Genomic DNA, 15,599 nt, shown 5'->3' on the forward strand with positions numbered 1-15,599 from the left:
TATTGCGAGCCTCAGGCTACGCCGTTCCAGGGACGATCTCCGTTTTCATCCTTGATGCGGGTCGGCAGGCCCATGACGTCCAGCGCCTTGAGGAACGGCTCAGCCGGCAGTTCCTCGACGTTGGCCATGCGCTGCACATCCCACTCGCCACGGGCGACCAGCAGGGCAGCGGCAACAGGTGGTACGCCGGCCGTGTAGGAAATGCCCTGGCTGTCGGTTTCGGCAAAGGCTTCCTCGTGGTCGGCCACGTTGTAGATGAACACTTCGCGCGACTGGCCATCCTTGGTGCCCTTGACCAGGTCACCGATGCAGGTCTTGCCGGTGTAGCCGGGCGCCAGCGAGCTCGGATCAGGCAGCACAGCCTTGACCACTTTCAGCGGCACGACTTCCAGGCCTTCGGCGGTCTTGACCGGTTGTTCGGACAGCAGGCCGAGGTTCCTGAGGACCGTGAACACGTTGATGTAGTGCTCGCCGAAACTCATCCAGAAACGTACGTTGGGTACGCCCAGATTCTTCGACAGCGAGTGCACTTCATCGTGACCGGTCAGGTACAGGTTCTGCGAGCCCACGACCGGCAGGTCGTCGGTGCGTTTGACTTCGAACATGGTGTTGCTGGTCCACTGGCTGTTCTGCCAGCTCCACACCTGCCCGGTGAATTCACGGAAATTGATTTCCGGATCGAAATTGGTGGCGAAATATTTGCCGTGGGAACCGGCATTGACGTCAAGAATGTCGATCGAATCAATGCGGTCGAAATACTGTTGTTGTGCCAGTGCTGCATAGGCGTTGACCACACCCGGGTCGAAGCCCACGCCGAGAATGGCGGTGATGTTCTTCTCTTGGCACTCGGCGAGGTGCTTCCACTCATAGTTGCCATACCAAGGCGGGGTTTCGCAGATCTTGCCCGGCTCTTCGTGAATGGCGGTGTCGAGATAAGCGACGCCGGTATCGATGCAGGCACGCAACACCGACATGTTGAGGAACGCGGAGCCGACGTTGATGACGATCTGGGATCCGGTTTCACGGATCAGCGCCTTGGTCGCCTCGACGTCCAGCGCATTGAGCGAGAAGGCTTTGATATCGGCGGGTTGTTTGAGGCTACCCTTGGCCTTGACGCTGTCGATGATGGCCTGGCATTTGGAGATGTTGCGCGACGCGATAGCGATACGACCGAGTTCATCGTTATGCTGCGCGCACTTGTGGGCCACCACCTTAGCGACACCTCCTGCACCAATGATAAGAACGTTCTTTTTCAATTGCTTTTTCTCTCCTTTGTCTGTCCGTTTCAAGAAAGGCTGGACAGGTAGTCTTCGTAACCGAATTGGCGAACCACTTCGACGGTACCATCGAGTTGTTTCACCACGATGGATGGCATTTTCAGGCCGTTGAACCAGTTCTTTTTGACCATGGTGTAGCCGGCGGTATCGATGAATGACAGTCGATCGCCAATGGCCAGCGGACGGTCAAACTGGAACTCGCCGAAGATGTCTCCGGCCAGGCACGATTTGCCGCACACCATGTAGGTGTGTTCACCCTCGCTCGGCGCCAGCTTGGCGTTCAGGCGATAGATCAACAGGTCGAGCAAGTGGGCTTCAATGGAGCTGTCCACGACGGCCAGGTGCTTGCCGTTGTAGAGGGTGTCGAGCACGGTGACTTCCAGCGAAGCGCTGTTAGTGATCGCCGCTTCGCCAGGCTCCAGATAGACCTGCACGCCGTACTTTTGCGAGAACGCCTTGAGACGAGCGCAGAACGCATCCAGCGCATAGCCTTCACCGGTGAAGTGAATGCCGCCGCCGAGGCTGACCCAGTTGACTTTGTGCAGCAGCTCACCGAAGCGTTCTTCGATGGTGCAGAGCATTTGGTCGAACAGGCCGAAGTCACCGTTCTCACAGTTATTGTGGAACATGAAACCGGAGATCTGGCTGATAACGCCTTCGATCTTCACCGGGTCCCATTCGCCTAGACGGCTGAACGGACGCGCCGGGTCGGCCAACAGATAATCGGAGCTGCTGACTTGCGGGTTAACGCGCAGGCCACGGACTTTGCCCTCAGAGCGCTCGGCAAAACGTTGCAGCTGGCTGATGGAGTTGAAGATGATCTTGTCGCAATTGTCGAGCATCTCCTCGATCTCATCGTCAGCCCAGGCCACGCTGTAGGCGTGGGTTTCGCCTTCGAACTTCTGACGACCGAGCTTGAGTTCGTACAGCGACGACGACGTGGTGCCGTCCATGTATTGCTGCATCAAGTCGAACACCGACCAGGTCGCGAAGCACTTGAGCGCGAGCAGGGCTTTGGCCCCGGACTGTTCGCGCACATAGGCGATCTTCTGCATGTTGGTCAGCAGTTTCTGTTTGTCGATGAGGTAGTACGGTGTCTTGATCATTTCGAGGCCTCCGGCAAGGCCAGCCAAAAAAGGATGCGCATTGTGCCCGGACTGACCACATATCGAAAGAGCAGAGCGTATGACTGGTGCAGCAAATACCCCGAAAGGTTGAACGCTCGGGACGTCCGGCCGGGATACAACGTCTGCTTCAAGCAATCAGCAATCCCGAGAACCCCGGTAACTGCTCAGTCATAAATCGCCGTCAGTATGGCAGTACCATCCCGTCCCCGAGGTCTTTACCATGCCCTCAGCTCAAGATCAGTTGATACACCGCATTCAGCGCGAGCTGCTCGACCACAGTGACGAGGAACTGGAGTTGGAGTTGTCCGAAGACGGGCATGACCTGAACACACTGTTCGATGACCACGTTCCGAATGGTATCGAGAAGGACGACCGACGGCTTTATTTCAGCGAGTTGTTTCGCCTGCAGGGTGAACTGGTGAAGTTGCAAAGCTGGGTGGTCAAGACCGGACACAAGGTAGTGATCTTGTTCGAAGGGCGCGATGCCGCTGGCAAGGGAGGGGTAATCAAGCGCATAACCCAGCGGCTCAACCCCCGGGTATGCCGTGTCGCTGCCTTGCCCGCGCCCAACGACCGCGAACGAACCCAATGGTACTTCCAGCGATATGTCTCGCACCTGCCGGCAGCAGGTGAGATCGTGCTATTTGACCGCAGTTGGTACAACCGCGCCGGTGTTGAAAAGGTTATGGGATTTTGCAACGACTATCAGTACGAAGAATTTTTCCGGACCGTGCCAGAGTTTGAACGAATGCTCGCCCGTTCCGGCATTCAGTTGATCAAGTACTGGTTTTCCATTTCCGACCAAGAACAACACCTGCGCTTCCTAAGTCGCATCCATGACCCGCTCAAACAGTGGAAACTCAGCCCGATGGATCTGGAGTCACGTCGGCGTTGGGAGGCCTATACCAAGGCCAAGGAAATCATGCTCGAACGCACCCACATTGCCGAAGCACCCTGGTGGGTGGTGCAAGCCGACGACAAGAAAAAAGCCCGACTTAACTGCATCAATCATCTACTCGGCCAAATGCCTTACGAAGAAGTCGAGTTACCGCAGATCGAACTGCCGCAGCGCGTGCGCGAGGAGGACTACTCTCGCAGTCCTACGCCACCGGAACTCATGGTGCCTCAAGTCTATTAAACGGCCGAACCGGGCGGCCCGACGACGGGTCGCCGGGTATCTAAATGACCTCATCCAGTGCCTGCTCAAGCAGGCTGATGGTGCGCTCGATATTTTGAAGTTTTTCGAGTCCGAACAGACCGAGGCGAAAGGTCTGGAAGTCAGCGGGTTCGTCGCATTGCAGCGGCACGCCGGCAGCGATCTGCAGGCCGTGCTGGGCAAATTTCTTGCCGTTCTTGATATCGGCATCATCGGTGTAGCTCACCACGACGCCGGGGGCCTGAAAGCCTTCTGCGGCGACGCTTTTGATGCCTTTGCCGGTCAACAGCGCACGCACTCGATCACCCAGCGCCTGTTGTTCATCGCGAATCTTGTCGAACCCATACGCTTGCGTCTCTTTCATCACGTCATTGAACCGCGCGAGGGAATCGCTGGGCATCGTCGCGTGATAGGCATGTCCGCCCTGTTCGTAGGCCTGCATGATCTGCAGCCACTTTTTCAGGTCGCAGGCGAAGCTGCTGCTTTGCGTCTGTTCGATGCGCTCAAGCGCCAAAGCACTGAACATCACCAGGGCGCAGCAAGGGGAGGCGCTCCAGCCTTTCTGCGGAGCGCTGATCAGCAGGTCGACTGAGCATTTGTGCATATCCACCCAAATCGTACCCGAGGCGATGCAGTCCAGCACGAACAGGCCACCCACTGCATGCACGGCGTCGCCGACCGCTCGCAGGTAGTCGTCGGGCAGGAGAATCCCGGATGAGGTTTCAACGTGGGGCGCGAAGACCACCTGCGGTTTCTGCGCCGCGATGGCGGCCAGCACTTCGTCCAGCGGCGGCGGGGCGTAGGCTGCCTGGCGACCCGGCTCTACCGGCCGTGCCTTGAGCACCGTGGTCGCCGCCGGGATATTGCCCATTTCAAGGATCTGGCTCCAGCGATAACTGAACCAGCCGTTGCGGATCACCAGGCACTGCTGGCCGGTGGCGAACTGCCGCGCCACCGCTTCCATGCCGAATGTGCCGCTGCCCGGAACCACTGCAACCGCCTCGGCGTGGTAGACCTGTTTCAGGGTCTTGGAAATGTTCTTCATCACGCCTTGGAAGGACTGCGACATGTGGTTGAGCGAGCGGTCGGTATAGACAACCGAGTACTCGACCAGCCCCTCAGGATCGATACTGGGATAGAGCTTTGACATGGGCGTGCTCCTTCGGCAGAGAGGTAAACATCATTGGCAAGCAAGTGTAGGCAAAGGGCGGGGCAAGGGCACTGGCAATTCACGTTGGCCAAGCGGAGCCCTCTGGTTTAGTTTTGCATTCCAGGGTTTTTCTGACTTGAACTCACCGTACTGACGGATCGCACGCCCCCCATGCTTACAAACCTGTGGTATGTCGTTCTCCCATCGTCACAGTTGACTGATGGACTGATGCCGGTTCGATTGCTCGGACAACCTTTCGTAGCGTTCCGCGATGACGCTGGCGTCGCGCACGTGCTGTCGGATATCTGCGTGCATCGCGGCGGCTCACTGTCGGCCGGCAGCAAGGTCGGCAACAGCGTGCAGTGTCCCTATCACGGCTGGCGGTTTGGCGCTGATGGTGTGTGCACGCAGATACCGGCGCAGCCCGACCTGCGGATTCCCGCCAAGGCCCGCGTCGATGCGTACCCGACGCTGGAGCGATACGGTTGGATCTGGGCGTTTTTAGGTGATCTGCCAGAATCTGAGCGTCCAGCCTTGCCCACGCTCGACTGGATCGACGATCCCGCCATCCGTGTGGTCGCGGGTCACTTTGACTGGCAGGCCAGTTGGGACCGGATTATCGAAAACGGTCTGGACTTCGCCCACGCACCGTTTGTCCATGGTTCAACCTTCGGTGATCCGGATCATCCCGAGATTGAATCGTTCGAGGTCGACAGCGATGCGTGGAGTGGCAGCGCCCGAATGCTCATGCGCAGGCCGGCACGCAAAGGGCTGCTGCGGCGCAAATCCTCCACCGAGTTTGTCAGTGTGGCCACCGTTCCGGGTTTTCATTTGTCCGGTCCTTGCACAACACTTGAGCTTGAGTTGCCCAACGGCTGGCGGATCTACATCGTCTCGGCGCATGTGCCGATTGACGCCAATCGCACGCGCACCTGGTGGATGATGGGCAGAACCTTCCTGCGCACCCGACTGCTGGATCGCAGGTTCATTGCGAGCAATATCCGTATCTTCGAACAGGATCATGCCGTGCTGAAAAACGTCCGACCAGAGCGTGTGCCGGACTCTTTTCAGCAGGAGGTTTCGTTGAAATCCGATGCGCTGCAGATTGCCTTTCGCAAAGACGTGCAGGCACTGGAGCAGCGCGGCTGGCGCATCGATGAAGAGCGTCTTGCGCGAACGTTCACCGGACGCAAGGCTTGCGCGATACCCAGCCCTGAACGTCGTCAGATTCGCGCTTGGGCGATTGAGCCGATTCCGCTCGTGGACATCACCCACGAATCTGAATAGCGGTGCGAGCCAGTCTGCGCTTGGCACAGACTGGCGCAACCCTTAGCGCGTCTCACACTGCGGCGAAGGCTCACCGCTCAATGCATCCACCATCGGCGGATGTTCCTGCACTGCCTGACGCAGATCTTCAGTCACCCGCAGTTCCGCACCTGTCGGCGAGAAGGTTGCTGCCGCTGCAAACGGCGCGGGATTGGCCGGAACCGGGCGTTTGCCCCGGCGCCACAGGAAGAAGGTGACCATGCACAGATTGACCAGCGCAAAGACCCAGAACAAACCATTGGCACCGAACGAGTTCATCACCGGCGAAATCATCATCGGGCTGATTGCCGAGCCCAGCGAGTTGATCAGCAGCAAGCCCTGAATCATCGGCACCAACGCTTCGGCAGGCGCACGGTCGGCAGCATGGCTGACGGCAACCGGGTACAGCGCAAACACACCGCCACCGAGCAGAAACAACATCACCGCGAGCAGCGTCGAGGACAACGGCACCAGGACGATCACCAGCGACAACACGGTGCACGCCACTGTCAGAATCGTCAGCACCTGCAAACGATCCTTGCGGTCGGACCAGCGCCCGACCGGGTACTGCAGGAGCATCGCGCCGAGGATCGTCCAGGCCATCATGCTGCCGACTTCACCGACATTCAGACCACTGCGCTGCAAGTACAGCGGCAGCAAGGTGTAAATCGCCGCAATAGTCACACCCGAGCCAAAACAGCCGACCAGCCCGGTCGGTGTCACGCCCAAAAGTTGTCGTGGCTTGAGCGGCTCGACCTGATCGAGCAGCGGCGACACGCGCGGCAGGATCACGATCGGCAGCACCGACAACGAGGCGAGCATGCCGGCCACCATGAACGGTGCGCTGTCGCTCAACCCGGTGATTTTGCCCAACGTTGCCTGGCCCAGCACACCGGCGCCGTACAAGACGATCATGTACAGCGCGAGCAAGCGCCCACGAATCTTCGCGTCGCCCGCCAGCAGCAGCCAGCTTTCGATCACCAGAAACACGCCGACCGTGGCCCAGCCGTTGATCAGGCGCAGGGCGAACCAGCCCCAGGTGTCATAGAACAAGCCCTGCAGCAGGATGGTCACGGCGATCAGCGAGGCGAAACTGCCGTAGGCGCGGATATGGCCGATGCGCAGAATCAAACGGTCATTGAACACCGCACCCAGGGTCAGGCCGATGAAGTAGGCCGAGGAAACGATGCCGATCATCGTGGTCGAGGCACCGGCAGCGTCCAGTCGAAGGGTGGTCAGCGACGACATGAAACCGTTGCCCAGCGCAACAATGAATAGCCCGAGCAGGGGCGCCAGCGCCATGGCCAGCAAACGCGGAGACATAAAAACCTCTAGAGGACGAACAGCGCAACGTGCGCCGCTGCGCATGCGATTGCCAAGCCGAAGTGTGTTGTGGTGCAGGCAGACACCGAGGGGGCTGCAAGAGAGCGCGGGATTCTAAGGCTTGTGCAGGATTTGCCAAGAGCTGTTTGCTGCGACGTTGGGACGCAGGTGTTGCCACCTATGTTGGTCCTGAGTGGCCGGAGAAAAACAGCTTTTTGCCATCATCCAAGTGCTAAATTGCTGCTTTAACCTCAGCCTTGACCACTGATTTACGATAAGTCAGCAAGACGATGCCCGTGACCACAATCACCCCGCCGAGAATCTGTCCGTTGCTGAGCATCTGATCCAGCACAATCCAGCCCATCAGCAGCGTTGCCAATGGTTCGATGTTCATCACCGGCGCATTGCGCGGCATGTCGAGTCGAGGTACGGAAATGAACAAGACGATAAAACCTGTGCCGTACAGCACCACCAGAGTGGCGAGGGCCAGCCATCCGGTCGAGGTGGCGGGCAGGTTCAATCCGCCGGGAAGGGCGCCCGTCAGCCCTGCCAGGTTGACGCTGCTGAACACGATGAAAATGGTCAGCAGACTGCGCACAGAGCCACGTACCTGAGACAGTTTGTGGTCGGTGATCCACAGCGCGCAGGCGAACACGCTGGCGGCGCAGAACGCGAGCGCGACGCCGGTCAGCCATTGCGCACTGACGTCTGTCGTGGTCGAGAGACGCCCGGGGACATCCAGCACAAACACCAGACCCAACAGAATCAAACCCATCAACGTCGCGGTGCGTGCGCTCGGTCGCGGGCCACCCAGTGCCCAGGTGAGCAATGCCAGCAGAATAGGGAATACGTTTGCCACCAACAGGGCCAGCGCCACCGGCACCCGTGCGACAGCGGAATACAGACACAGACTCTGCGCAGTGATCAGCAACCCCAGCAGCAGTTGCCAGCGCCATGCGCCCGCCGGCAAACGCGGGCTTTGTCTTTGCCACAGCACCAGCATGGCGAGCACCAGCAAGGTCCCGCCGGAACGCATCAAAATCGCCAGCAACACACCCGCACCATCATCAAAGGCGACTCGTGCCGCCACATGATTGCCGGCAAACGCACAGCCCATGCACAACAGAATGATCACAGCCAGATAGCGGGGGAAGGGCGGCGGTACGATTTGCGCAGTGGTAGGGCGAGGCATGGCAGATCTCAGGATTGTTAGCCGTTCGAACGACTTGGTTTTTATTATGTTATCGTACAACTAGCCCGTTTTATCGCATTCGGCGACGTCGGGCAATAGACCTGAAAGCGCACAGCTGCACTGTGCTCGGCGTTACGGTGGATTTTTCACATCTTCGACTAAATGTAGAGATCGTATGACTTGATCGGGCAGGGGCGCATCGGCCCCTGCTTCCAGGGATTTACACATTCATGAGAGGCGGGTGGTCAGCTTCTGCTCAGGCATGAAATGGATAATCGATGTAGCCACGCTGATCCCCGCCGAAAAAGCTGCCAGGGTCTGGCACGTTGAGTGTCAGACCATCGTGCAGTCGACGCGGCAAGTCCGGGTTGGCCAGGAACGGACGGCCAAACGCGATGATGTCGGCACGGTCGGCAATCAGCGCCTGTTCCGCAGATTGCGCATCGTAGCCGCCGGCCAGGATCAGCACGCCGTTCCAGGTCTTGCGCAACTGGGTAATGATCGCGTCCCAGCGCGGGTCGAAGTTCTCGTCTTTGACTGTGCCGACCATCGCTGGCTCGACCAGGTGCAGGTAGGCCAGATTCCATTGGTTGAGCGCCTCGACCAAGTGGCCGAAGGTCGCCTCCGGGGTGTCATCGCCCATGCCCATGAAGCGCCCCATCGGCGTCAGGCGTACACCGACCCTTTCGGCACCGACTTCTTCAGCCACGGCCGCGACCACTTCCAGCAGAAACCGCGCGCGGTTCTCCACGCTGCCGCCATAGGCATCGTCACGCTGGTTGCTGTTGCTGTTAAGAAACTGGTCGAGCAGGTAACCGTTGCCGGCATGAATCTCTACACCGTCCATGCCCGCCTGCAATGCGTTGCGCGCGGCCACGCGGTAGTCCTCGACGATGCCGGCGATTTCCGCGGTTTCCAGCGCGCGTGGCACCGGCACATCACCCCAGACGCCGTTACCATTTTCGTCGACGATAAACGTCTTGCCAGGCACCGGCAGCGCGCTGGGCGCAACCGGCAGGCCAGCATCGGGTTGAAAGCTGGGGTGGGACACCCGGCCGACGTGCCACAGTTGCATGAAGATCAGCCCGCCGGCCTCATGCACCGCCGCGCTGACGTCACGCCACGCGCGGACCTGCTCGGAGCTGTAGATGCCCGGTGTCCAGGCGTAACCCTGAGCCTGCCGGGAGATTTGTGTGGCCTCGGTGATGATCAGCGCAGCGCTGGCCCGTTGGCGGTAGTACTCGGCGTTCATCGGCGTCGGTACATCGCCCGGTTGGCCGGCGCGTGAGCGCGTCAACGGCGCCATCGCCACGCGATGGGCGAGGGTGTAAGGACCGAGTGCGAGGGGTTGGAACAGACGACGGGTCATGGGTAGCTCCAGATTTCAATAAAAGGAATTCAAGCGCGGCAGTGGGGCCGCGAACCAGTGCCGCTAACTTAACCGGGTGTCGTGAGGGTGATAATCGGTGACCGGCGCTACGCTGTTTTGCGCACGGCGCAATGGCGCCCGTGCTCATCAGCGATGAACACGGACGTGGCTCAGGCGGATTGGTTTGAGCGCGTCAGCGGTAGGTTCAGCCAGCGCCGGCCAGTGGCGTTGGCGACGGCGTTGCCAAGGGCGGCGGCCATCGGCCCCTGGACGATTTCAGCGGCGCCAAGGAAGGGTTCTCCCGGCTGGTCGAGCAAATGCACATCGACTTTTTTCGGCAGTTGCGTGAAACGCAGAATCGGATAGCCGCTCCAGTCGTAGCTGCGAATGCCTCCCGCGTCGTAGGCGACTTTTTCGTACAGGGTCCAGCTCGCGGACTGGACGATGCCGCCCTCGACCTGATTGCGCAGGCCATCGGGGCTGACGATCTGGCCGACGTCCACCGCCGTCACCACGTGATCGATACGGATCTCGCCGGTCTGCGGATGCACTCGAAGTTTCACCGCGATGGCGCAGTAACCCATGATGTTTTTGTAGCGGGCAAAGGCGAAACCGATACCGGCGCCGGGCTCGCTGCTTTTTTGCGGCCAGCCGATCTCGTCACGCACACGTTCCACCACCGCGCGAGCACGCGGGTCGCTGAGATGGGCCAGACGCAAAGCAACCGCGTCGATGCCGGCCCGGATCGCCAGTTCGTCGATACTCGCCTCGATGGCAAAGATGTTGATGTGCGCACCGAGCGAACGCATGGCCGAGGTGCGAAAGGGCATCTCGGTGACGAAGGTCATGTTGATGCGCGTCGAGTTCAACTCGTACAACGGCACCGCGTTGCGATCACCATCGCCCTCAGGCTGAGCGATTGGCACGGATGGCGCCGAGGCAAAAGGCCGCGCGAGCAAGCGTGCCGGCAACAGCCGCCCGGCGTTGACGATGCGTTCGTTGTGCGGAGTGGTCCAGAGTTCGTAGGCCCAGTCCTGCAGTCGACCGTGGCTGAGGCCGGCGTCGACTTCGGAGACCATCGCCGAGCTATACGGCTCCCAAAGATTTTCCTGCTCGCGCATCCACTGCACGCGCACCGGCGTCCCAGGCACGCGCAGGGCAATCAATGCTGCATCGGCGGCGGCATCATCGGCGCCGTTATGCCCGTAACACCCTGAGCCTTCGGTATGAATACAGCGCACCCGTTCAGGCGGCAGACCGAGCATTTCGGCAATCCCGGCGCGCAGCGGGTAAACACCTTGCGTGTGGGTCCAGACGGTAAGCGTGCCGTCCTTGAACCAGGCGACTGCGCAAGACGGGCCGATTGAGCCGTGCATCAGATATTGCTTGGTGACCCGCGCCTGAAAACGCGTGTCGGCCGCGCCGCTTAGCGTGCCGCTGTTGCTGATCGGATAGCGCCGTGAGGGCAGACGTTTGAGCAGACCATGAATCTCGGTCGCCTCGGGAATCGCCTCGCCGCCGCTCCATTGCGTCACCTCGCTGGCACGGCGCATGGCTTTGATCGCTTGCCACTCATCACCGGCGACCACCGCCAGATAGTTGCCATCGCGGATCACCTTGACCACGCCAGCCAGCGCTTCGATGGACGCCGCGTCGAATGCTTGCAACGTGCAGCCCGGACGGGGCGGGCGGATCACCCGCGCATGCAGCATGCCCGGCAGGCGCATGTCCTGGACGAATGCTGCGCCACCGCTGACCTTCGCCGGGATGTCGAGGCGCGGCAACGAATGGCCGATCAGTTTGAAGTCAGCAGCGGCCATCGCCGGTGACTGAGCCCTGGCGTATTGGTGCACATCGACATGCTTGACCGCGTCGGCGTAACTCATCCGTTGAGCGGCCGGGCCTACGATCACAGCGTCGCGGGTGCTCAGCAGTGCTGCATCAACCTGCCAACTGCGCGCGGCGGCATCGACGAGCATTTCGCGCACCTGCGCGGCGGCGTTATACAACGCGGTACCGCTGTCGAAAATACTGTGGCTGCCGGCGGTGTAGCCTTCGTTGGGCGTCAGCGCGGTGTCGGCGGTGAGCAGGTTGATGGCGGTCGCCGGCACCTGCAAACGTTCGGCGGCGATTTGCAGTAGCGCGGTTTTGACCCCGGTGCCCAGTTCGACTTTGCCGGTGAAGACGGTAATGCCGTCGGCGCCGATGCGGATCCAGGCGTCGAGAAACGGGTTGGTGCGCAGGCTTCCGGGCAGGTCGGGCGCGAGGACCACGGTGCCGAGCGTATCGACTTCCGTATCCGCCAACACACGCCGCGCCACCGGCATCAGGGTGAACGCCATCAGCAGAGCACCACCACGCAGGAAGGCGCGTCGGCTCGGGTTCAATTCATTCGACTCACTCATGTCAGGCTCCCGTTGTGCCCGGCCACCTGCTTGATCGCCTCGATGATCCGCAAGTGCGTACCGCAGCGGCACAGGTTGCCGGCCATGTGCTCGCGAATGGTCGCCTCATCCGGGTGGCGATTACGCTCAAGCAACGCCTGCGCGCGCATCAGCATGCCGGCAATGCAGTAGCCGCATTGCGCGGCCTGTTTCTCGATGAACGCCGCTTGCAGAGGGCCAGGTTTTACCGCACTGCCGAGGCTTTCCACGGTGCGGATTTTTTTGCCTTCGAGGCCGGCGCAGGGCGTCAGGCAGGCGAACACCGGTTGATCGTCGACGATCACCGTGCAGGCGCCGCACTGACCGAGACCGCAACCGTATTTGGCGCCGTTGAGGTTCAAGTGGTTGCGCAGCGCATACAGCAGCGGCATGTCCGGCTCCAGCTCAAGCGCTTGCGCGGCTCCGTTGACGTTGAGAGTGATCTGGCTCATTTCGTCTCCTGACGTAACGCTTCAATAGTGGAAGAGAGGTCGGCCCACGGCTGATCGGGGCGGGCTTGCTGGCGCAGATACGCGGCCAGTGCGCCGAGTTGCGCGTTGTCGAGGCTGGCGGCGAATGCAGGCATCAGCGGACCGGGCGATCCGGCTGTGGCGGGCAAGCCTTCAAGCACGGTTTTGAGGAAATTGCGCGAGCTGGCCGCTTGCAGCGCCGAGGTGTTTTGCAGGCCCGGGCGACCATCGATGGTGCGCATCGGCGCCGCCGGGCCATGGCAACCGGCGCAGGCGCTGCTGAAGAGCAGGGCGCCGGTCGAGTGGTCTGCCGCTTCACTGGCAGGCGTCTTTGGCGGCGGTTGCGTCAGTGGGTACGGGTTTTCCAGGCTGAGCAAATACTCGGCAATCGCCTCGGCGTCACTGGCGGGCAAGCGGGCCAGACTCATACTGACCGGACGCATCGGCCCGGCGGGTGTGCCGTGGCCATCAACGATCTCGGCGCGCAGATAGCCGACCAGTTGCTCGCGACTCCACGGGTTGCTGCGTTGCCCCATGCCGACTAGCGCCGGCGCGTACCAGCCGTCAACGCTGCCGCCCTGTAGGTATTCCGAGGACTTCTCCGCGCCGATCAGGTTCAGCGGCGAATGGCAGCCGGCGCAATGGCCCGGGCCGTCGACCAGATAACGTCCGCGATTCCACGCCGCGCTACGCCCCGCCAGCGGCGTCAGTGGCTCACCGTGCAGGAACAGCAGGTTCCAGAACGCCACCAACGGACGAATATTCATCGGGAAATTCATCTGGTTGTGCTCGGCCGGCGCGTGCACGGCGGGGCCGCTCATCAAGTAGGCATAGGCGTCGGCGATGTCTGCTGCGCTCATGCGCCGGTAGTGCACGTAGGGGAACGCCGGATAGAGGAAGTGACCATCGCGAGCAATGCCTTGACGCATCGCCCGCTCGAAGGCCGGCAGCGACCATTGGCCGATACCGGTCTCAGCATCCGGGGTGATGTTGGTGCTGTACAGCGTGCCGAATGGCGTCACCAGCGGCAGCCCACCGGCCAGATATTCACCGCCGGGGCGGGTATGGCAGACCGCACAATCGCCGGCCTCGACCACCCGCGCGCCGCGTTGCAACTGCGCAGTATCGAACATCGTCGGGCGCTTGATCGGCGCAATTGCCGGGCGCCACATCAGCCAAACGGCGCCGATCAGGCCGAGCACCGCGACGACGGCCACGCTGATCCATAACGTTCTGGACTTCAGCAAGTGGCGGTTCATGAGACGGAGAAAAACGCGGCAGGCAATGGCAGAACGGATGGGATACGGGTCATGACAACGCTCCTTGTAACAGCCGGGGAAGGGCGCCCCTGGGAACGACGGCGCCAAGGGCCAAAGCGTAGAGAAACCGTCATCACGGGAGAATCACCCGCGCGCGCAACAGCGCGTTGCGCGAGAAGCAACGCTTGCGCCGTTGCACCGGACGCATCACTGCGTTGCTCGCCGCGTGGATTCTGCGCGTCGCCACAGGGCCGTAGCCTTGGCAGCACTTTCCTGAACTCAATGAGGTGTCATCATGCTCACGGGCAACCCGGCCGTTGCGGCAAATGCCGAACAGCCAACTTCACTGTCCGGCCTGATGGTCGCGTTCCTGGCATTTTGCTGTGGCGCGGTCGTGGCCAATCTTTACTACGCGCAGCCGATCGTCGAACTGATTGCACCGCAGATCGGTCTGTCCAGCGCTAATGCCAGCCTGATCGTTTCGCTGACGCAATTTGGCTACGCGCTGGGCCTGTTACTGCTGGTGCCGCTGGCCGACCTGATGGAAAACCGCCGGCTGGTGGTCGGCTTCACCCTGGCGGCGAGCGTCACATTGCTGTGCGCCGGGCTGACCCATTCACCGTCGATGTTCCTGCTGTTGTCTTTGCTGATCGGTCTGACCTCGGTGGCCGTGCAGATCCTTGTGCCGTTGGCGGCACACCTGGCGCCCGAGGCCAGTCGTGGCCGCGTCGTCGGCAATATCATGAGCGGTCTGCTGCTGGGTATTCTGTTGTCGCGGCCACTGTCGAGCCTGTTGGTTGAAGTGTTCGGCTGGCGCGGGGTGTTTTACAGCGCGGCGGCCCTGATGGCGGTCATCGCGCTGGTCACTGCGGTGGCGCTGCCGCGTCGGCTGCCGACGCATAAAGCTTCGTATGCTGCATTGATCGGTTCGGTGTTTGCCTTGGCCCGGCGCTATCCGCTGTTGCGTCAGCGCTCGTTGTATCAAGGGCTGCTGTTTGCCAGTTTCAGCCTGTTCTGGACTCTCGCGCCGATTGAACTGATGCGTCACCACGGCTTCACTCAGGCACAAGTCGCGATCTTCGCGCTGGTCGGTGCGGTGGGTGCCATTGCGGCGCCGATTGCCGGACGTCTGGCCGATGCCGGGCATGGTCGTCGCGGCACGCTGGTCGCATTGCTGCTGGCGCCGGTTTCGCTGCTGATCGCCGCGCTCCCGGGCAGCGGCTATGTTTGGCTGGTGGTGTGCGCGGTGCTGCTGGATTTCGCCGTGCAATTGAACATGGTGCTCGGCCAGCGTGAGGTGTACGCCCTCGATCCGCACAGCCGTGCGCGCCTGAACGCGGTGTACATGACCAGTATTTTCGTCGGCGGCGCGCTGGGGTCGCTGGTTGCGAGCCCGTTGTACGAGCATTTCGGCTGGAACCTGTCCGCCGTCGCTGTGGCGCTGTTGCCAGCGCTGGCGCTTGGCTTGTTCCTGAGTCGCCAGGCCGATGTCTGAACAACCGGCGAGTGCGGGCAAGCACGGCGGTACAAGACGAGGGGGGAACAGTG

Annotated in this window: 12 protein-coding genes; 3 read left to right on the top strand and 9 right to left on the bottom strand. The window is 61.1% G+C overall.

Annotated features, from left to right (window positions below):
* Window positions 1-11: 11 nt before the first annotated feature.
* Together BMY54_RS10055 and BMY54_RS10060 are read right to left on the bottom strand one after the other, a co-directional pair.
* A complete protein-coding gene (locus BMY54_RS10055; protein WP_093431607.1) occupies window positions 12-1,256 on the bottom strand; it encodes a saccharopine dehydrogenase family protein in 1,245 nt (414 codons plus the stop codon).
* Between the two features lie 29 nt (window positions 1,257-1,285).
* On the bottom strand, window positions 1,286-2,383 hold the full coding sequence (locus BMY54_RS10060; protein WP_093431610.1) for a carboxynorspermidine decarboxylase: 1,098 nt from the start codon (window positions 2,381-2,383) through the stop codon (window positions 1,286-1,288).
* 241 nt (window positions 2,384-2,624) lie between these two features.
* On the opposite strand from BMY54_RS10060, the gene ppk2 reads away from it, so the two are divergent.
* Window positions 2,625-3,542, top strand: a complete 918-nt coding sequence (gene ppk2, locus BMY54_RS10065) for a polyphosphate kinase 2 (RefSeq protein WP_093431613.1) — start codon at window positions 2,625-2,627, stop codon at window positions 3,540-3,542.
* Between the two features lie 40 nt (window positions 3,543-3,582).
* Here ppk2 and BMY54_RS10070 read toward each other — a convergent pair whose 3' ends face one another.
* Window positions 3,583-4,710 (bottom strand): pyridoxal-phosphate-dependent aminotransferase family protein, encoded by a 1,128-nt coding sequence (locus tag BMY54_RS10070; RefSeq protein ID WP_093431616.1) that lies wholly within the window; start codon window positions 4,708-4,710, stop codon window positions 3,583-3,585.
* Between the two features lie 171 nt (window positions 4,711-4,881).
* On the opposite strand from BMY54_RS10070, the gene BMY54_RS10075 reads away from it, so the two are divergent.
* Window positions 4,882-5,997, top strand: coding sequence for an aromatic ring-hydroxylating dioxygenase subunit alpha (locus BMY54_RS10075; protein ID WP_093431619.1), 1,116 nt, complete (start codon window positions 4,882-4,884; stop codon window positions 5,995-5,997).
* A gap of 42 nt (window positions 5,998-6,039) precedes the next feature.
* Here the strand turns inward: BMY54_RS10075 and BMY54_RS10080 are convergent, their stop codons facing one another.
* The 6 genes from BMY54_RS10080 to BMY54_RS10105 all read right to left on the bottom strand — a co-directional run bounded on the left by BMY54_RS10080 (window position 6,040) and on the right by BMY54_RS10105 (window position 14,039).
* Entirely contained in the window at window positions 6,040-7,338 is a 1,299-nt protein-coding gene (locus tag BMY54_RS10080; protein ID WP_093431622.1) for an MFS transporter, read from the bottom strand.
* Between the two features lie 232 nt (window positions 7,339-7,570).
* Complete coding sequence (locus BMY54_RS10085) at window positions 7,571-8,530, bottom strand: EamA family transporter (RefSeq protein ID WP_093431625.1); 960 nt, start codon at window positions 8,528-8,530, stop codon at window positions 7,571-7,573.
* 256 nt (window positions 8,531-8,786) lie between these two features.
* The gene (locus BMY54_RS10090) at window positions 8,787-9,899 is read right to left on the bottom strand and encodes an alkene reductase (protein ID WP_093431628.1); all 1,113 of its coding nucleotides are present in this window, start codon (window positions 9,897-9,899) and stop codon (window positions 8,787-8,789) included.
* A 170-nt stretch (window positions 9,900-10,069) separates the two neighbouring features.
* Window positions 10,070-12,304: a xanthine dehydrogenase family protein molybdopterin-binding subunit gene (locus tag BMY54_RS10095; RefSeq protein ID WP_093431630.1), complete on the bottom strand. Its 2,235-nt coding sequence runs from the start codon at window positions 12,302-12,304 to the stop codon at window positions 10,070-10,072.
* Complete coding sequence (locus BMY54_RS10100; RefSeq protein WP_093431633.1) at window positions 12,301-12,774, bottom strand: (2Fe-2S)-binding protein; 474 nt, start codon at window positions 12,772-12,774, stop codon at window positions 12,301-12,303. Before BMY54_RS10100 ends, BMY54_RS10095 begins: the two co-directional genes overlap by 4 nt.
* On the bottom strand, window positions 12,771-14,039 hold the full coding sequence (locus BMY54_RS10105) for a c-type cytochrome (protein ID WP_371914433.1): 1,269 nt from the start codon (window positions 14,037-14,039) through the stop codon (window positions 12,771-12,773). Before BMY54_RS10105 ends, BMY54_RS10100 begins: the two co-directional genes overlap by 4 nt.
* A gap of 307 nt (window positions 14,040-14,346) precedes the next feature.
* On the opposite strand from BMY54_RS10105, the gene BMY54_RS10110 reads away from it, so the two are divergent.
* Complete coding sequence (locus BMY54_RS10110; protein ID WP_093431639.1) at window positions 14,347-15,546, top strand: MFS transporter; 1,200 nt, start codon at window positions 14,347-14,349, stop codon at window positions 15,544-15,546.
* Window positions 15,547-15,599 lie beyond the last annotated feature (53 nt).

The organism is Pseudomonas sp. ok266 (assembly GCF_900110195.1).
Taxonomy (GTDB): Bacteria; Pseudomonadota; Gammaproteobacteria; order Pseudomonadales; family Pseudomonadaceae; genus Aquipseudomonas; species Aquipseudomonas neuropathica.